This window comes from Nocardia ninae NBRC 108245 (assembly GCF_007990755.1).
Lineage (GTDB): Bacteria > Actinomycetota > Actinomycetes > Mycobacteriales > Mycobacteriaceae > Nocardia > Nocardia ninae.
This window is the reverse complement of the sequence record NZ_BJXA01000001.1, coordinates 131,290-150,294: the sequence shown is the minus strand read 5'-3', so window position 1 is coordinate 150,294 and position 19,005 is coordinate 131,290. Positions and strand designations below refer to the sequence as shown.

Sequence of the window (19,005 nt, the reverse complement as noted above, 5' to 3'; positions counted from 1 at the left end):
GCGAGCGCGCCATCGCCAGCGAGGAGCAGTCATGAGTATCGACCGCATACCGGCGGACACCGGCACCGCAATCCTGCTCCGGCTCACCACCCGGCCCGAGCCGTATCAGCCGTTCATCCGCGAGCGGCTGGAGCTGGACGCCAAGGAGATCATCGCGCGCTACCCGGAGCCGCGCTCGGCGTTGCTGCCGCTGCTGCACCTGGTGCAGGCCGAGGAGGGCTGCGTCACCGGCACCGGCATCGACTTCTGTGCCGACCAGCTGGGTTTGACCGGCGCCGAGGTCACCGCGGTGGCAACCTTTTACTCGATGTACCGGCGCACCCCGACCGGCGACTACCACGTCGGCGTGTGCACCAACACGCTGTGCGCGGTGATGGGTGGCGACGCCATCCTCGCCACGCTGGAGCGACATCTCGGGATCGGCCACGGCGACACCACCGCGGACGGGAAGGTCACCCTCGAGCACATCGAGTGCAACGCGGCCTGCGATTTCGCCCCGGTGGTCATGGTCAACTGGGAGTTCTTCGACAACCAGACCCCGGAATCGGCTCGGGCCCTGGTGGATTCGCTGCGCGCGGGTCAGCAGGTGACGCCCACCCGCGGCGCGCCGCTGTGCACCTTCAAGGAGACCGCGCGCATCCTGGCCGGTTTCCCCGACGAGCGCCCCGGCGTGCTCGACGGCGCCGCGGGCGAGGCCACCCTGGCCGGACTGCGGGTCGCCCAGCAGCAGGATTCCGAAAATGCAGCGCCGCAACAGAATTCGGAGGGCGCCTGACATGACACTGACTCCTGTACTCACCCGGTACTGGGATGACCCGCAGTCGTGGACGATGGACACCTACCGTCGCCACGACGGCTACCAGGCGCTGCGCAAGGCGCTGTCGATGGAGCCGGACCAGGTCATCCAGACCGTCAAGGACGCGGGCCTGCGCGGCCGCGGCGGCGCGGGCTTCCCGACGGGCATGAAGTGGAGCTTCATCCCGCAGGGCGCGGGCCCGGACGGCGTCAGCAAGCCGCATTACATGGTGGTCAATGCCGACGAGTCCGAACCCGGTACCTGCAAAGACATTCCGTTGATGCTGTCGAGCCCGCACGCGCTGATCGAGGGCATCATCATCGGCTCCTACGCCATCCGCGCGGCGCACGCGTTCATCTATCTGCGCGGTGAGGTGGTGCCGGTGCTGCGCAGGCTGCACGCCGCCGTCGCGCAGGCCTACGAGGCCGGATTCCTGGGCCGCAACATCCTCGGTTCCGGCTACGACCTCGAACTGATCGTGCACGCGGGCGCGGGCGCCTACATCTGCGGTGAGGAAACCGCGCTGCTGGACTCGCTCGAAGGTCGTCGCGGACAGCCTCGGCTGCGTCCGCCGTTCCCGGCTGTCGCGGGCCTCTACGCCTGCCCGACCGTGGTGAACAATGTGGAATCCATTGCCAGCGTGCCGCCGATCATCCTCAACGGCACCGCCTGGTTCCGCTCCATGGGCACCGAGAAGTCGCCCGGCTTCACGCTGTACTCGCTGTCGGGGCACGTCAAGCGGCCGGGTCAGTACGAGGCCCCGCTCGGCGTCACCCTGCGGGAGCTTCTCGGCTACGCCGGTGGCGTCCGCGAAGGGCACACGGTGAAGTTCTGGACGCCCGGTGGTTCGTCCACCCCGCTGTTCACCGACGCCCACCTCGACGTGCCGCTCGACTACGAGGGCGTCGCCGCCGCCGGATCGATGTTGGGCACCAAGGCCTTACAGATCTTCGACGACACCACCTGTGTGGTGCGCGCCGTGCTGCGCTGGACCGAGTTCTACATGCACGAATCCTGTGGCAAGTGCACGCCGTGCCGGGAAGGCACGTACTGGCTCGTGCAACTGTTGCAGCGGATCGAGTCCGGCCGGGGCACCGAAGCCGACCTGGACAAGCTGCTCGACATCAGCGACACCATCAACGGCAAGTCGTTCTGCGCGCTCGGCGATGGAGCGGCGAGCCCGATTGTCTCGTCGCTGAAGTACTTCCGCGACGAATACGTCGCCCACATCGGGCAGGGGTGTCCGTTCGATCCGGCGCGCTCCACCGCGTGGGCGAATGACGGAGCCGCGGACGTGCGAGAAACGGAAGGAGTGCGATGACTGCCACTGTGAATACCAACGCCAGCGGGGTCGTCCCCGCCGATCTGGTCAGCGTCACCATCGATGACACGACGGTCAGCGTGCCTGCGGGCACCCTGGTGATCCGGGCCGCCGAGCTGATCGGCATCCAGATCCCGCGCTTCTGCGACCATCCGCTGCTCGACCCGGTCGGGGCGTGCCGCCAGTGCATAGTCGAGGTCGAAGGCCAGCGCAAGCCGGTCGCATCGTGCACCATGACCGTCACCGACGGCATGGTGGTGCGCACCCAGCTCACCTCCGCGGTGGCCGACAAGGCGCAAGAGGGTGTGATGGAGCTGCTGCTCATCAACCACCCGCTCGACTGCCCGGTCTGCGACAAGGGCGGTGAATGCCCGCTGCAGAACCAGGCGATGTCCACCGGTCGCGCCGAATCCCGTTTCGAGGGCGAGAAGCGCACCTATCCCAAGCCGATTCCGCTGTCCACCGCGGTGCTGCTGGACCGGGAACGCTGCGTGCTGTGCGCGCGCTGCACTCGTTTCTCCCAGCAGGTCGCCGGTGACCCGTTCATCGAACTGCTGGAACGTGGTGCGCTGCAACAGGTCGGCACCGGACAGGCCGAACCGCTGGATTCCTACTTCTCCGGCAACACCGTGCAGATCTGCCCGGTCGGCGCGCTGACCGGCACCAGCTACCGGTTCCGCGCCCGCCCGTTCGACCTGGTGTCCAGCCCGAATGTGTGTGAGCACTGCGCGTCCGGGTGCGCGCAGCGCACCGACCACCGCCGCGGCAAGGTGCTGCGCCGGTTGGCCGGCGACGATCCGCAGGTCAACGAGGAATGGAACTGCGACAAGGGCCGCTGGGCCTTCGCCTACGCGACCGAACGCGACCGCCTCACCACGCCGCTGGTCCGCGGTTGGGACGGCAAACTGGCGCCCGCCTCCTGGTCCGAGGCGCTCGCCGCGGCCGCGGAAGGGCTGGCCGCCGCGTTCGGCAGCGCGGGCGTGCTGGTGGGTGGACGCGTCACCGAAGAGGACGCTTACACCTACGCCAAGTTCGCGCGAATCGCGTTGGGCACCAACGACGTCGACTTCCGGGCCAGGGCGCACTCGGCCGAGGAGGCCGACTTCCTCGCCGCCCGCGTCGCGGGCCAGGGCATGACGGTCAGCTACGAGAACCTGGAGACCGCGCCGATCGTCCTGCTCGTCGGCTTCGAGCCGGAGGAAGAGTCGCCGATCGTGTATCTGCGGCTGCGCAAGACCGCGCGCAAGCGTCGCATGCCGATCTATTCACTCGCGCCGTACTCCTCGCGCGGCCTGGATCGGATGTCCGGCAAGCTGATGCAGGCCATGCCGGGTGCCGAGCCGCATCTGCTCGACGCCATCCGTAACGGCGACACCGCAACGCCTGGCGCCGATCCCACGCAGATCTCCGATGTCGGACGCCTGCTGCGCGAACCGGGCGCGGTGATCATGGTCGGTGAACGAATGGCAGGCATCCCCGGTGCGCTGTCGGCGGCGGTCCGGCTCGCCGACGAGACCGGTGCCGCGCTGGCATGGGTGCCGCGCCGGGCCGGTGAGCGTGGCGCGGTCGAGGCCGGTGCGCTGCCCGGCCTGCTGCCGGGTGGTCGTCCGGTGGTGGATCCGTCGGCCCGCCAACAGGTTCGGATCGTCTGGAACGTGCCGGATCTGCCGGTCACGGCCGGTCGCGATACCGCGGCCATCCTGGAGGCCGCACCCGGTCTCGGCGCACTGGTGATCGGTGGCGTCGACGTCGCCGACCTGCCGGACCCGCGCGGGGCGCTCGCGGCCATCGATGCCGCACGGTTCGTCGTCAGCCTGGAACAGCGGCACAGCGCGGTCACCGACCGGGCCGACGTGGTGTTCCCGGTCGCCACCGCGATGGAGAAGTCCGGCACCTTCCGTACCTGGGAGGGCAGGCCACGCCCGTTCACCGCCGCACTCGGCGACGACATGGTGCGCCGCCAGCCCGCCCCGCTGTCGGATCAGCGTGTGCTGCAAGCGATTGCCGACGAGATGAAGGTGCGCCTCGGCCTGCCGAACGCTGAAGCGGCCCGGGCCGAACTCGCCGAACTCGGCGCTTGGGACGGTGCCCCCGTCGCGGCGCCCGCGCACCGCCCGCACCCACTCACCCAGCCGGGACCCGGCACCGCGGTGCTGGCCAGCTGGCGCATGCTGCTCGACCTGGGCCGCCTGCAAGAGGGCGAACCCAATCTGGCGGGCATCGCCCGCACCCCGGTGGCCCGGCTGTCCCCCGCGACGGCCGCCGAAATCGGCGCCGCCACCGACGATCACGTGACCGTCGCCAGTGAGCACGGCACCGTCACGCTGCCGCTGGTGATCACCGACCTGCCCGACCGGGTGGTCTGGCTGCCCCAGCACTCGCCGGGCAGCTCGATCGCCGAACAGTTGGCCACACAGCCCGGCGGCATCGTGCAGCTGCGGCGCGCCGACGACAGGATGAAGGAGCACCGGCATGAGTGATCTCTCCTTGTTCGGCCACGACCCACTCTGGCTCGTGATCGGAAAGTCCCTCGCCATCTTCGTGTTCCTGTTGCTCACCCCGATGATCGCGGTGGTCGCGGAACGAAAGATCGTGGCGCGCATGCAGATGCGCATCGGACCGAACCGGATCGGCCCGTACGGCATGCTGCAGAGCATCGCCGACGGCGTGAAGATGGCGCTCAAGGAAGACATCATTCCGGCCATCGTGGACAAGCCGGTCTTCATCATGGCGCCGATCATCTCGCTGATCCCGGCCGTGATGGCGTTCGCGGTGATCCCGTTCGGCCCCGAGGTTTCCATCTTCGGGCACCAGACCGCGTTGCAGCTCACCGACCTGCCGGTGGCGGTCCTCTACATTCTGGCGATCACCTCGATCGGCGTGTACGGCATCGTGCTCGCCGGCTGGTCGTCGGGTTCCACATACCCGCTGCTGGGCGGCCTGCGCTCGACCGCACAGGTGATCTCCTACGAGATCGCGATGGCGCTGTGCTTCGCCACCGTGTTCCTGCTGACCGGCACCATGTCCACCTCGGGCATCGTGGCCGCACAGGACGGCACCTGGTACGTCTTCCTGCTGCTGCCGTCGTTCCTGATCTACTGCGTGTCCATGGTCGGCGAGACCAACCGGGCCCCGTTCGACCTGCCCGAGGCCGAGGGTGAGCTGGTCGGCGGCTTCCACACCGAGTACTCCTCGCTGAAGTTCGCCATGTTCATGATGGCCGAATACATCAACATGGCAACGGTTTCCGCGCTCGCCACCACCCTGTTCCTGGGTGGCTGGCACGCGCCGTGGCCGTTGAACATGTGGGACGGCGCGAACAGCGGCTGGTGGCCGGTGCTGTGGTTCACCGCCAAGGTCTGGATGTTCCTGTTCGTGTTCATCTGGCTGCGCGGCACGCTGCCCCGTCTGCGCTACGACCAGTTCATGAACCTCGGCTGGAAGCTGCTCATCCCGGCTTCGCTGCTGTGGGTAATGCTGGTCGCCACTGCCCGCGTGCTGCAGGCCGAGGGCTACGAGATCCAGACTCCGGCGCTCGTCATCGGTGGGCTGCTGGTCTCCGGGCTGATGGTGTGGATGTTCCTGCGGGCCGGGCGCAAGGGTGGCGCTCCGCCGCCCGTCGAGCCGGTCCCGGCCGCACCGACCGCGGATTCCGCTGTGTTCCTGGGCTTCCCGACGCCGCCGCTGCCCGACCGTCCCCGCGACGTGGCCAAGTCGGGACTGTTCGATCCGCTGGCCGGGTTCGCGGTGACCGCGGCGACCATGTTCAAGAAGCCGAACACGGAGTTCTATCCGGAACAGAAGGTGCCGACCGCGCCGCGCTACCACGGGCGTCATCAGCTCAACCGGCACCCGGACGGGCTGGAGAAGTGCATCGGCTGCGAGCTGTGCGCCTGGGCCTGCCCCGCCGACGCGATCTACGTCGAAGGCGCGGACAACACCGAGACGGAACGCTTTTCGCCGGGTGAGCGGTACGGGCAGGTCTACCAGATCAACTACCTGCGCTGCATCGGTTGCGGGTTGTGCATCGAGGCGTGCCCGACGCGCGCGTTGACCATGACCAACGACTACGAGATGACCGACGACAACCGGGCCGGCCTGATCTACGAGAAGGACCGGCTGCTGGTGCCGCTGCAGCCGGGCATGTCCGCCCCGCCGCACGACATGTACCCGGGCGCCGACGAAGGCGACTACTACCGCGGGAATGTGCCCGGTAGTGCGCAGGAAGCCAACGGCGGCAACGCAACCGACGCGCCGGAGAGCCCGAAGGAGCCCGCCGCGGTGGGCGTGGAAGGAGGGTCGCGGTGAACTCGCTGATACTGGCCGCCGAGCCACTCACCCGGACCGGGACAGGCGAGGCGGTGAACTTCTGGGTGCTCGCGCCGCTGGCCGTGGTCGGCGCGCTCGGCATGGTGTTCGCCCGCAAGGCCGTGCACTCGGCGATCTGCCTGGCCGCCACCATGATCGTGCTCGCCGTCTTCTACATGGCCCAGGACGCGCTGTTCCTCGGCGTCGTGCAGATCGTCGTCTACACCGGCGCGGTCATGATGCTGTTCCTGTTCGTGCTGATGCTGGTCGGTGTCGACTCCGCCGAATCGCTGAAGGAGAACCTGCGCGGCCAGCAGCTCGCCGCGGCGGCGGTCGGACTCGGCTTCGGCATGCTGTTGATCAGCGGTATCGCGCGAGGCATCCGGGAATCCGAGATCAGCTTCCCGGCAACCGGTTTCGCGGGCCGCGACGTGATCGGCGAACTCGCCGAGCTGATCTTCGTGCGCTACGTGTGGGCCTTCGAGCTCACCGGCGCGCTGCTGATCACCGCGACCATCGGCGCGATGGTGCTCGCACACCGCGAGCAGTTCGGGCCGAAGATCGGGCAGCGCGAGATGTCGGTGCGCCGGTTCCGTGAGGCAGGCCACCGGGCCACCCCGCTGCCGACGCCGGGCGTCTACGCCAGGCACAACGCGGTCGACATTCCGGCCAGGCTGCCCGACGGCTCCTTCGAGGAACTGTCGGTCAGCACCATCCTGCGGCACCGCCGCACCCGGGCGCTCGCCGAGGCGGCGGTCACCCCGGCCGCGTCGCAGACCGCAGCACAAGGCAACTCGGTCGCGTCCACGACCGAAGCACCCGCTACCTCGGTCGCGACCGAGAACCCGCGCGACGAGGAAGGCAACCGGTGAATCCCCAGAACTACCTGTTCCTGTCCGCCCTGCTGTTCACGATCGGCGCGGCCGGCGTGCTGCTGCGGCGCAACGCCATCGTGGTGTTCATGTGCATCGAGCTGATGCTCAACGCGGTGAACCTCGCATTCGTCACCTTCGCCAGGTTGCACGCGAACCTCGACGGTCAGGTATTCGCGTTCTTCACCATGGTGGTCGCCGCAGCCGAAGTCGTTGTCGGCCTTGCCATCATCATGACCATCTTCCGCGCCCGCCGCTCGACCTCGGTCGACGACGCCAACCTGTTGAAGTTCTGATATGGGTACAGCGACGCTCTGGCTCATGCCCGCCCTGCCGCTCGCAGGTGCTGTATTCCTTCTGCTCACCGGCCGTTTCAGCGACAAGTGGGGGCATCTGCTCGGCACCGCGCTGGCGCTGGCCGCGTTCGTGGTCGCCGGCATCGGCTTCTTCGACATGCTCGGCCGCGACACCGCGCAGCGCGGCATCCACTCCGACCTGTTCAGCTGGGTGCCGGTGGCCGGGCTGCAAGCCGACTTCAGCCTCCAACTCGACCAGCTGTCCATGTGTTTCGCGCTGCTGATCACCGGCGTCGGCTCGCTGATCCACATCTACTCCATCGGCTACATGAGCCACGATCCGGGACGGCGCCGATTCTTCGGCTACCTCAACCTGTTCCTGGCGGCCATGCTGCTGCTGGTGCTCGCGAACAACTACCTGGTGCTCTACCTCGGCTGGGAAGGCGTCGGCCTGGCGTCCTACCTGCTGATCGGGTTCTGGTACCACAAGCCCTCGGCGGCCACCGCGGCCAAGAAGGCGTTCGTGGTCAACCGGGTTGGTGACATGGGGCTGGCGATCGCCATGTTCGTCATGTTCTCGACGTTCGGCTCGATCAACTTCACCGATGTGTTCGCGGGTGCGCCGCAGGCCGGGGAGGGCACGCTCACCGCAATCGGGTTGCTGCTCTTGCTCGCCGCGTGCGGTAAGTCCGCGCAGGTGCCGCTGCAGTCCTGGCTCGGGGACGCGATGGAAGGCCCGACCCCGGTGTCGGCGCTCATCCACGCGGCCACCATGGTCACCGCGGGTGTGTACCTGATCGCGCGGTCCGGTCCGATCTTCGATCTGGCACCGGACGCGCGGCTCGGCGTCGTGCTCGTGGGCGCGGTGACACTGCTGTTCGGTGCGATCGTCGGTTGCGCCAAGGACGACATCAAGAAGGCCCTCGCCGCCTCGACCATGAGCCAGATCGGTTACATGGTGCTCGCCGCGGGCCTCGGCCCGGCCGGCTACGCCTTCGCCATCATGCATCTGCTCACCCACGGGTTCTTCAAGGCCGGGCTGTTCCTCGGGGCCGGTTCGGTGATGCACGCGATGGACGACGAGACCGACATGCGCCGCTACGGCGGACTGCGCAAACTGCTGCCGATCACCTACGTCACCTTCGGGCTCGGCTACCTCGCCATCATCGGCGTGCCACCGTTCGCCGGGTTCTTCTCCAAGGACAAGATCATCGAGGTGGCGTTCAACCAAGGCGGCGTCAGCGGTTTGGTGCTCGGCACGGTGACGTTGCTCGGTGCGGGGATCACCGCGTTCTACATGACGCGGGTCATGATCATGACGTTCTTCGGTGAACGCCGCTGGAAGCCCGACACCCATCCGCACGAAGCCCCCGCGGTGATGACCGGGCCGATGATCCTGCTCGCCATCGGATCGGTCACCGCGGGTGCGCTGTTCGCGTTCGGTTCCTCGCTGCAGAACTGGCTCGCGCCGGTTGTCGGCGTGCATCACGGTGAGCATGTCGTCCCGGCGGCCGTCGTGACCGCGCTCGCGCTGACCGTGGTCGCCGTCGGTGTCGGCATCGCCTACTACCAGTACGCGCAACGCGACATCCCCGAGCACGCACCGGCAACCGTCTCCGCACTGACCATCGCGGCGCGCAAGGACCTCTACGGTGACGCGGTCAACGAGGCGGCCTTCATGCGCCCGGGCAGCTACCTGACCCGCGCGCTGGTGTTCCTCGACAACCGGGGTATCGACGGGATCGTCAACGGGACGGCCGCGCTGATCGGTGGGTTGTCCGCTCGAATCCGGCGGGTACAGACCGGATTCGTGCGGTCCTATGCCCTGTCCATGTTCACCGGCGCGGCCCTGGTGGCTGCCGCCCTGCTGGCGGTGAGGTTGTGGTGAAGGACTTTCCCTGGTTGACCACGTTGTGGTTGGCGCCTGTGATCGGCGCGGTCATCGTGCTGGCGCTGCCCGCCGCGCAACGACTGCTCGCGCGCTGTGTCGCGCTGGTGGTATCGATCGCGGTGCTGGCGTTCGCCGTCGTGCTCGCGGTGCGCTTCGAACCCGGTAGCGAGCAGTACCAGTTCGTCGAGGACCACGAGTGGATACCGGCCTTCGGCGCCGGATACACCGTCGGCGTCGACGGGATCGCGCTGGTGCTGGTGCTGCTCACCACCGCGTTGGTGCCGCTGCTGATCCTGGCCGGCTGGCACGACGAGCGCGAGGTCGGCAGCGGGCGGCGGGTGTCGCACACCTATGTCGCGCTGACGCTGCTGGTCGAGGCGATGGTGCTGATCTCCTTCGTCTCGCTCGACATTCTGCTGTTCTACGTGTTCTTCGAAGCCATGTTGATCCCGATGTACTTCCTCATCGGTGGCTTCGGACCGCGGTCGGCGAATGTGGAACTGCGCCAGCAACGGTCGCGGGCGGCGGTGAAGTTCCTGCTGTACAACCTGTTCGGCGGGCTGATCATGCTGGCCGCGGTGATCGGGTTGTACGTGGTCACCGCGCGCAACGGGCTCGGCGCGGACTCGGCGGGCACCTTCGACTTCCGCACGGTGGTCGCCGCCGCCAACTCCGGGCAGCTCGGCGCCGCACCCGCGGTACTCAACGCGCTGTTCCTCGGCTTCATGTTCGCCTTCGCGGTGAAGGCGCCGCTGTGGCCGCTGCACACCTGGCTGCCCGACGCCGCCGTCGCCGCGACACCGTCGAGTGCGGTGCTGATGATGGCGGTGGTCGACAAGGTCGGCACCTTCGGCATGCTGCGCTACTGCCTGATGCTGTTCCCCGACGCGTCGAGTACCTATGCGCCTCTGGTGATCACGCTCGCGGTGATCGGCATCATCTACGGTGCGCTGCTGGCCATCGGGCAGACCGACGTGATGCGGTTGATCGCCTACACCTCGATCTCCCACTTCGGCTTCATCATCCTGGGCATCTTCGCGATGACCAGTCAGGGACAGACCGGTGCCACGCTGTACATGGTCAACCACGGCATCTCCACCGCCGCGCTGTTCCTGATCGCCGGATTCCTGGTGTCGCGCCGCGGTACTCGGCTCATCGCCGACTACGGCGGCGTGCAGAAGGTGGCGCCGGTACTGGCGGGCAGCTTCTTCATCGCGGGTCTGGCCACGCTGTCGCTGCCCGGGCTCGCGCCGTTCATCAGCGAATTCCTGGTGCTGGTCGGCACCTTCAGCCGCTACCAGTTCGCGGCGGTCGTCGCGACCGGTGCGCTGGTGCTCGCGGCCCTGTATGTGCTGTGGCTCTACCAGCGGATGATGACCGGCCCGGTCAAGGAGGGCAACGAACACATCTACGACCTGGTGCCCCGCGAGCTCGCGGTGGTGGTGCCGTTGATCGCGGCGCTGCTGTTCTTCGGTGTGTATCCGAAACCGATCCTGGACTTCATCAATCCCGCGGTGAGCCAGACCTTGATCACCATCGGCAAGCACGATCCCGAACCCGCGGTGCCCACGCTGCCCGAAGCGGGTAAGGCCGAACATCCCGGAGGTGTCCACAAATGAGTCGCATCAGTGTGCGCGTCGCCATCGCTCTCGTCGTCGCGGGTCTGCTCGCCACGATGTTCACCTTCTCGAGGACGGCCTAAGTGACTTCCTTGGACTACGGAACAACCCTCGCCGCAACGATTCCGGCTCCGAGCATCGAATACGGCCTGCTTTCGCCGATGCTGATCGTGCTGGGCGCCGGTGTGATCAGCGTGCTGGTCGAGGCCTTCATGGGGCGGCGGTTCCGGTTCGGCACGCAGCTGCTGCTGAGCCTCGCCGGTCTGGTCGCCGCGTTGGTCGCGGTGGTGCTGCTCGCCGGCACCCAGGGCACCGCGATGGTCGGCGCGGTCGCCGTCGACGGAGTCACGCTGTTCCTGCAGGGCACCATTCTGGTGGTGGCGATCCTCGGGGTGCTGTTCATGGCCGAGCGCGGCGCCGAACCGCGGGTCGAGGCGCGCAGCGGTCCCGGCACCTGGAGTGTCGCCGCGGCGACGCTCGGGCGCGGGGTGGATGCGTTTACCCCGCAGGCGTCTTCGGTGCCGGGGAGTGCGATGGAGCGGACCGCGCTGCGGGCCGGGATCGCGACCACCGAGGTGTTCCCGTTGACGTTGCTCGCGGTCGGCGGGCTGCTGCTGTTCCCCGCGTCGAATGATCTGCTCACCATGTTCGTCGCGCTCGAGGTGCTGTCGCTGCCGCTGTATCTGCTGTGCGGGCTGGCCCGGCGCAAGCGGCTGCTCTCGCAGGAAGCGGCGCTGAAGTACTTCCTGCTCGGCGCGTTCTCGTCGGCGTTCTTCCTCTACGGTGTCGCGCTGCTGTACGGGCAGGCGGGCACGGTGCAGCTGGCCGGAATCGCCGATGCCATTGCCGAGCATCCGGACAACGCGATGCTCGCACTGCTCGGTGTCGCGATGCTCGCGGTGGGGCTGCTGTTCAAGATCGGCACGGTGCCGTTCCAGTCGTGGGTGCCCGACGTGTATCAGGGTGCGCCGACACCGATTACGGCGTTCATGGCGGCCGCTACCAAGATCGCGGCAGTCGGTGCGTTGTTGCGGGTGCTGCAAGTCGCGGTGCCTGGACTGCGCGACGACTGGCGTCCGGTGCTCGCCGCCATCGCCATCGCCACCATGGCCGTCGGCGCCGTCATGGCGATAACGCAGACCGACGTCAAGCGGATGCTCGCGTATTCCTCGGTCGCGCATGCCGGTTTCATCCTGACCGGTCTGGTCGCCGCCAACGACAAGGGCGTCTCGGCGATCCTGTTCTATTTGGTGGCCTACGGTCTCGGCACCGTCGGCGCGTTCGCCGTCGTCAGCCTCGTCCGCGACGCCGCAGGCGATGAAGCCACCACCCTGTCCCAATGGGCAGGCCTCGGCCGCCGCTCCCCCTGGCTCGCCAGCGTCTTCGCCCTGTTCCTGCTCTCCTTCGCCGGTCTCCCGTTGACCAGTGGATTCGTCAGCAAGTTCGCCGTTTTCGAGGCCGCGGCCGCAGGGGACGCCTCGTTCCTGGTGATCGTCGGCGTCATCTGCAGCGCCATCGCCGCCTTCTTCTACATCCGGGTCATCGTCCTCATGTTCTTCACCGACCCGCCCGCGGACGCACCCACCGTGGTCGCCCCGTTCCTCACCACCACGGTCGTCACCTTCGGCGCCGGCGCAACCATCGTCCTCGGCATCTTCCCGCAGATGCTGCTCGATCTGGCCGACCGGGCGTCAACCTTCGTCCGCTGAGAGTTGTTCTGCGTCTGCCGCATACCTGTTATCAGGTGTGCGGCAGACGCATTCGACGGCCGCCCACACGGAACTGGACTTCGCTCACTCGGTGCGCGCACGCTGGGAAAGGTGGACGACCCCGCCCGGCGAAACGGACGTGAATGCGAAAACCGCTGCCGTACTTCCTCGCCGCGCGAGCGCTGAGCATCCTCGGTGACCGCGTCACCGACGTGGTGTTGCCGCTGGCGGTGCTCGCGGCCTCCGGATCCGCGGTCACTGCGGGCGTCGTCGGCGCGGCGGCCCAGCTGCCGCAGGTGCTGGCAGCGCTGCACGTCGGCGCCGTGGTGGATCGCCGGGAACGCAAGCGCCTGATGGTGACCGCGGACGTCGTCCGTGCGGTCGTGTTTGTCGCTATCGGCGCGGAGGTGCTGCTCGGCGGGGCACGGTGGGTGCCGCTGGTGCTGCTCGCCCTGATAACCGGCGTAGGCGACGCGGTGTTCCATGCGGCGGCGAGCAGCTACCTGCCGAGTCTTGTCGGAGACCGAGACCTCATGCGCGCCAACGGCTTGGTGGAAGGCTCGGACGCCGCGGCGACGCTGACCGGACCGGCCGCGGGTGGCTGGCTGTTGCAGTCGCTGGGGCCGTTGGTGACGTTCATGGTCAACGCGGTGAGTTTCATAGCGTCGGCCGTGCTGCTGGCGCGGTTGCCGAAGAACGTTCCAGCACACGGGGGCTCCGCTGGTGACGAATCCGTGCTGGCCGGGTTACGGCTGGTGCGGCGGGACCGGGCACAGGCTGTGCTGCTGGCGGGCGCGTGCTACCTGCACCTGCTCGCGGCGGCGGCGCTGCTGCCGTTGCTGGTGCGTGCCGACGAAGAGCTGGGCCTGACGCCGCTCACGACGGGGCTCATCGTGTCGGCGGCGGGAGTCGGTGGCCTGATGAGCAGCTTGCTGCTGGCCCGGTTCTGCGACGCCGTCCCGTGGCCGCTCCTGATGGCTGCGGTGCTATCGGTCAACGGCGGCGCGGTGGGCACGCTCGCCCTGTTCGACGCTCCGCTGTGGCTGGCGGCGACGGTGCTGGTGCTCGACGGCGCGTCAGCGCTCGGATTCATTGTCGTGACCACGACGCGGCAGCGCATCACCCCGGATGCGGTGCGCGGCCGAGTGATCGCCGCGAGCACCGCGGCGACCGCCACCGTCCGCATGCTCGCCCTCGCCGGCGCGGGCGCGTTGATCGAGCTGGTCGGCCCGCGCCCGGTACTGCTGGGCCTGGCGGCTCTCGCACTGCCGTTCGTTCTGCTGCTGGCCCTGTCCGGTTCGGCGGCTCATGCTCTCCGACGGGCAGAATATGCACGGTGAGTGTGGATCTGGATGTCCTGCGCTGGCTTTCCGAGCATCGGACGCCGACGTTGACGACGATGGCGCGGTGGGCGATGGATATGGGTGCGAGCCCTGCGGTCATGGCTGCGGTCGGGGCGGTGGGGCTGATCGTGGTGGTTGCGAAACGTTGGTGGTGGCAAGGGGTTACGGTCGCCGTCGCGAGTGTGGTGGCGCTGGTGGTCGCCAGTGTGTTCAAGCAGATGGTTCAGCGGGCGCGTCCGTCCGGGGATCTGGCCGTAGTTCAGGTCGGTGGATGGGCGATGCCGTCGACTATCGCGGCGATGACGGCGGCCGTGGTAGTCGCCACCTATCTGGTGTTGCCTTGGTCGGCGGGGCAGCGTCGCTGGACGGCCGCCCTGCTCGCGGTGATTGTCCTGCTGATCGGTGTGGCGATGGTCTATCTCGGGGCGCATTGGCCGACCGATGTACTTGTCGGCTGGGCTGTGGGAGCCGGGGTGGGCGGGGTGGTCGCGAGCCTGCCTCTCGTCGGCCTCCGTGCGGAGACCGGCAACCTTCCTCGGTAACCGCTGTGCGAGGCACTCAGGCGTGCAGGGAGCGGCCGCCATCGATGACGAGGCGTTGGCCCGTCACGAAAGAGGCTGATAGCGAGGCGAAGAAGCTGACGGCGGCGGCGATGTCGTCCGGGATCCCCAGGCGGCCGACCGGGATTGTGGCGAGGTAGTCGGCGCGGGTGGCGGCGGAGACGTCGGCGTGGCGTTCGACCGGGACGAAGCCTGGGGCGACGGTGTTGACGGTGATGCCGAAGGGGGCGAGTTCGCGGGCCCAGCTGCGGGTCAGGCCGATCTGAGCGTGTTTGGCGGTGGCGTAGGCGGAGCGGCCGGGCGGTGGGCGGTCGGCTACCTCGGAGTCGATGTGCACGATGCGGCCGTAGCGGCGTTCCTGCATGCCGGGGATTATGTGGTGCGCGAGCATGATCGGACTCTTCACGAAGAAGTCCAGTTGCGCCAGATGATCGGCCCAGGCCACTTCAGTCAACGGCGCCTCTGGTTGGGGACCGGTCGCATTCAAGACCAGCACGTCGATCGGGTCGAGACGATCGGTGACCGCGGCGACGAGTTCGCGCACCTGATCCTCGTCGGTGACGTCCGCCGCGAAAGCTTCGGCGACACCGCCGTTGTCGCGAATAGTCCGCACGACCGCCCGCGCCTTCTCCTCCCCCATACCGTTGACAGCGACAGCCAGCCCATCTGCGGCCAGCCGCTGTGCAATAGCACTACCCAGCCCGCGCGAGCTCCCGGTCACCAACGCCACCCGTCCCGGCACTGCCATGCATGGGATCATTCCACGTCGCAATCCCCTTGGCGACAGGATGTTTCGGTGATCAAGCCGCGAGTGGGAGGTAACCGATGGGGGTTCATGATCGACGGGAAAGGCCTCGCGGCATCGCCGCCAACTCCGCCACCGTGTCCCGCCCGACGAGGAGTCGGACGGCGAACGGGACATAGCGGCGCAGACGTGCGAGTGGGGGCGACGTCATGTCCCGGTCGCCGTGGAGCGGGACGGTGAGCGGGACATGGTGGCGGAACCTGCTGGGCTGCCGTCATGTCCGGCTGATGTGGCGGGTGGGGCCGCCATTATGTCCCGCTCGATGTGGAGTCGGGCGGCGAGCGGGACGCGGCGGCGGAACGTGCGGGGCCGCCATCGTTTCCCGCTGGATGCGGAGCTGGGCGCCGCGCGGAACATAGCGGCGCAGACATGGGAGTGGGGGCGCCATCGTGTCCCGCTCGTCGCGGGGTCGGACGGTGAACGGGACACGATGGCGGAGACGTGCGAGTACGGGCGCCGTCATGTCCCGTTGATCGTGAACGACCTTGGTCGCGTGGCCAACGGCTGGTGGGTCAGTGGAGGTAGGAGGCGCCGTTGACATTGAGGACGGAGCCGGAGGTCCAGGTGGCCTCGGGTGAGGCGAGATAGCGGACGGCTGAGGCTATTTCGGCGGGGGTGGCTACGCGGCCGAAGGGGCTTTGGGCGCGGACGTCGTCGGTGACGCGGTGGGCGACGCGTTCGGTTGCGACGAAGCCGGGGGCGACCGAGGCGACCGCGATGCCGTGGGGGGCCAGTTCGACGGCGAGGGACTGGCCGAGGGCGTGCACGGCGGCCTTGCTGGCACCGTAGCCGGCGTATTCGGGTTCGCCGCGGAACGCGCCCCGCGAGCCGATGTTCACGATTCGTCCCTCGATGCCCTTGGCGATCATGTGCCGGGCGACGCAGTAGGACATGTTGGCTGTCCCGAACACGTTGACGTCCATGGTTTCTCGCCATGTCCGTTGCCACTCGGCATAGTCGGTGTCCGCCACCGGATGTGCGATATTGACCGCCGCATTGTTGACCAGCACATCGATCGCGCCGAGTCCTTCGATTGCCGCGTCGACGATGCCCGCGACGGCATCCGGGGAACCGATGTTCCCACTGACGAGCACATGCCCCTCGCCCGGCAAACCGCGCAAGGTTTCTTCACCATCGTCCCGGCTCGACGAGTAGTGAACGGCCACTCGATCACCGATCTCCGCGAACGCCAGGGCGATCGCCCGTCCGATCCCCCGTGAGGCCCCGCTCACCAACACACCACGACTCATCCTGTGATCACCATGCCGCAAGCTTGCCATTGCGCCCCTGCGCTCGTCGCCCCATACCGGCCGGAGTGGTGCTGCCTGCTGCGACGGCCGCAACAGCGCGATCCCGATCGCCGACACCACGCGGCGGAGTGGCTGCCGATGTCGAGCTGGGTGGCCCGCTGCGCCATCTGGGCGGCGAGGTCGAGCTTGTCACCAACAGATTCGGAGACAACGCCGCGCCGGCGAGCTACCCCAGGCCCTCGCTCCCTCCATGCATGCGCCGGGCCAACTGTGGCGCGTCGCCGCAGATCCGGCGTGGTCGTCCACTTGTATTGCGCAGCCCCAGTTGTATGGCGCAGCCCAGCTCTACGTGCCAGGCCGCGAAACTGAGCGCCGCCCAGCCGCCGTCGGCCCATGGATCCGCTCGTCAACCGTGGCGTCCAGCCTTATCCCACCGAATAGCGCACGGTCATCAGACCGTATGGCGCCCCTGCCCCGTCGCGATACCGATCCGGAAGCCAAACCATGTGGCGCCCAGTACTACTCGGCGATAATCGCCCCGGTGTGCAGCGCGATCCCGGACTGCGCGGCGACGTCGGCGTGCAGCAAACCGGCGCCGTCGATCTGATAACTCGGGCCCGTGCAGGATCCTCCCTCAACGGCACCGTGCAGCACATCGCAGTAACTGCCCGCAGGCATCGAGGTCTGATAGACATCTGCGTCGGCCGGAAAGTCCTCACCGTTGAGCACGAGGTACCCCGCACTACCCCGCCCGAACGAGATCCTGTTGCCACCGTTGTCGGACCACCCCACCACCGGCTGCCCATGAACCTGCTCATGAAAGCCGACCATGCCGCCGATTCCCGGCCACGCATGCTCACACAACCAGTGCCCGTCTCCGCACCGCGAATCCATCGCACGCCCGAGCGGATCGGACGGCGGCGGCTCGTCATAGCTGTTGAACGCGTACCCGCTGAGCACCTTCGGCCGCCCGTACGGCCAGGCGAGCATGAACGCGTTCGCCATCGTGTACCGCTCGCCGTCGGCATAGGTCAACGTGGAACCGTTGTGCTCGGTGTCGTGGTTGGCGACGAAGACCACGGTGTTGTCGGAGGGCAGCGCCGAGCTGAAGGTGCGCAACCAGGCCAGCCGCCCGTGCCGGAAGATCTGGCTCAGGGTTCCGGCATAGCGCAGGTCCATCACGGCACCGGTGGCGAGATACTCCTCGGGCTGCACGCCTTCACCCCAGCCGTAGATGACCTCCTGGTAGACGTAGGCCCGTCGGCTCAGTCGCTGCTCGATCGCCGCAATGTCTTCGGGCGGAATGTATTTGGCCGAGTCGATACGGAACCCGTCGACGCCGAGGGAGAGCAGATCGTTGAGGTAACCGGCGATCCGATCCCGGACGGAGTCGTCACCGGTCGCCAGGTCTGCCCCGTTGAACGATTGGCAGTTGAACATCTGGGAGCGGTCCGCGAGGTTCTCGACGGAATCATGCGGTGTGCCGCAATGATGGAAGTCGCGCTCGGTGTACGGCACCGCCGGATACCAGTAATGGCAGTACGGGGTGAGCGCACTTCCGATGCTGCAGTCGGTCGTCGCGGACATATTGTTGATGACCGCATCGACGTACACCTGCACACCCGCTTCGTGACAGCTGCGCACCATGGCCGCCAGCTCGTCGCGCGTACCGAAGCGACTGTCCAACTTGTAGGACACCGCGGAGTAGCTCTGCCACCACGGAAACCCCTTGTCCGGCCAGAGGGAATGCTCCTCCGGTGGCGAGGTCTGCACGGCGCTGTACCCCAGTTTGCCGAGCGTTGCCTGACATTCGTGGCCGATGGACCGCCAGTTCCAGCCGAACATCTGCGCGATCACATCACGCCCGGCAGGCTCCTCGGCCGAGGACGGGGCGGGAACGGTGACCCACGTCGTTGCCACCGCAGTGATCAGCGCATATATCCATACGCGGCCCATTGGGCGACTGTATCCGAGGGTCGCATCCGACCAGTCTCTCCCTCGGGCCGACGCGCCGTGCCGACGTCGGACGCGCTGCATACGGCCGCGTTGCTACGACAGGTTGACAACACGGAAGGGCAGCGCAGGTCGATGCGCGGCAGACCGCCACGCACCTGGATATCCCACTCCGGCAGCACTTCGATGCGCTCCCGGAATCAGACCCGCTATTCGGCATCGTTGGGTCGCACGCGGCGTTCTTGCGGCCGTATCTGACCAGTGCGTGACGATCGATGCAGG

At 67.8% G+C, this 19,005-nt stretch carries 14 protein-coding genes; 11 read left to right on the top strand and 3 right to left on the bottom strand.

Annotated features, from left to right (window positions below; translation table 11 throughout):
- The first annotated feature begins 31 nt into the window (after positions 1-31).
- The 11 genes from nuoE (at position 32) to NN4_RS00640 (ending at position 14,697) form a co-directional block, all read left to right on the top strand.
- Positions 32-775 carry an NADH-quinone oxidoreductase subunit NuoE gene (gene nuoE / locus NN4_RS00690; RefSeq protein ID WP_147127975.1) on the top strand — a complete coding sequence of 248 codons (744 nt, stop codon included), beginning with the start codon at positions 32-34 and terminating at the stop codon, positions 773-775.
- A gap of 1 nt (position 776) precedes the next feature.
- Complete coding sequence (gene nuoF, locus NN4_RS00685) at positions 777-2,117, top strand: NADH-quinone oxidoreductase subunit NuoF (RefSeq protein ID WP_147127974.1); 1,341 nt, start codon at positions 777-779, stop codon at positions 2,115-2,117.
- Positions 2,114-4,597 carry an NADH-quinone oxidoreductase subunit G gene (locus NN4_RS00680; RefSeq protein WP_147127973.1) on the top strand — a complete coding sequence of 828 codons (2,484 nt, stop codon included), beginning with the start codon at positions 2,114-2,116 and terminating at the stop codon, positions 4,595-4,597. Before nuoF ends, NN4_RS00680 begins: the two co-directional genes overlap by 4 nt.
- Positions 4,590-6,425, top strand: a complete 1,836-nt coding sequence (gene nuoH, locus NN4_RS00675) for an NADH-quinone oxidoreductase subunit NuoH (protein WP_147127972.1) — start codon at positions 4,590-4,592, stop codon at positions 6,423-6,425. The genes NN4_RS00680 and nuoH overlap by 8 nt, the downstream gene beginning before the upstream one ends.
- On the top strand, positions 6,422-7,297 hold the full coding sequence (locus NN4_RS00670) for an NADH-quinone oxidoreductase subunit J (RefSeq protein ID WP_147127971.1): 876 nt from the start codon (positions 6,422-6,424) through the stop codon (positions 7,295-7,297). Before nuoH ends, NN4_RS00670 begins: the two co-directional genes overlap by 4 nt.
- Positions 7,294-7,593 (top strand): NADH-quinone oxidoreductase subunit NuoK, encoded by a 300-nt coding sequence (nuoK, locus tag NN4_RS00665; protein WP_107656630.1) that lies wholly within the window; start codon positions 7,294-7,296, stop codon positions 7,591-7,593. Before NN4_RS00670 ends, nuoK begins: the two co-directional genes overlap by 4 nt.
- Before the next feature lies 1 nt (position 7,594).
- Positions 7,595-9,481 carry an NADH-quinone oxidoreductase subunit L gene (gene nuoL, locus NN4_RS00660; protein ID WP_147127970.1) on the top strand — a complete coding sequence of 629 codons (1,887 nt, stop codon included), beginning with the start codon at positions 7,595-7,597 and terminating at the stop codon, positions 9,479-9,481.
- Entirely contained in the window at positions 9,478-11,103 is a 1,626-nt protein-coding gene (locus NN4_RS00655; protein ID WP_147127969.1) for an NADH-quinone oxidoreductase subunit M, read from the top strand. Before nuoL ends, NN4_RS00655 begins: the two co-directional genes overlap by 4 nt.
- Positions 11,104-11,186: 83 nt before the next feature.
- The gene (gene nuoN / locus NN4_RS00650) at positions 11,187-12,812 is read left to right on the top strand and encodes an NADH-quinone oxidoreductase subunit NuoN (RefSeq protein ID WP_147127968.1); all 1,626 of its coding nucleotides are present in this window, start codon (positions 11,187-11,189) and stop codon (positions 12,810-12,812) included.
- A 143-nt stretch (positions 12,813-12,955) separates the two neighbouring features.
- Positions 12,956-14,152, top strand: coding sequence for an MFS transporter (locus NN4_RS00645; protein ID WP_147127967.1), 1,197 nt, complete (start codon positions 12,956-12,958; stop codon positions 14,150-14,152).
- On the top strand, positions 14,149-14,697 hold the full coding sequence (locus tag NN4_RS00640; RefSeq protein WP_147127966.1) for a phosphatase PAP2 family protein: 549 nt from the start codon (positions 14,149-14,151) through the stop codon (positions 14,695-14,697). Before NN4_RS00645 ends, NN4_RS00640 begins: the two co-directional genes overlap by 4 nt.
- 16 nt (positions 14,698-14,713) lie before the next feature.
- Here NN4_RS00640 and NN4_RS00635 read toward each other — a convergent pair whose 3' ends face one another.
- The 3 genes from NN4_RS00635 to NN4_RS00625 all read right to left on the bottom strand — a co-directional run bounded on the left by NN4_RS00635 (position 14,714) and on the right by NN4_RS00625 (position 18,726).
- Positions 14,714-15,463 (bottom strand): SDR family NAD(P)-dependent oxidoreductase, encoded by a 750-nt coding sequence (locus NN4_RS00635; RefSeq protein ID WP_147127965.1) that lies wholly within the window; start codon positions 15,461-15,463, stop codon positions 14,714-14,716.
- A 569-nt stretch (positions 15,464-16,032) separates the two neighbouring features.
- A complete protein-coding gene (locus NN4_RS00630) occupies positions 16,033-16,770 on the bottom strand; it encodes an SDR family NAD(P)-dependent oxidoreductase (RefSeq protein WP_147127964.1) in 738 nt (245 codons plus the stop codon).
- Between the two features lie 519 nt (positions 16,771-17,289).
- A complete protein-coding gene (locus NN4_RS00625) occupies positions 17,290-18,726 on the bottom strand; it encodes an alpha-amylase (protein WP_147127963.1) in 1,437 nt (478 codons plus the stop codon).
- Positions 18,727-19,005: the final 279 nt, after the last annotated feature.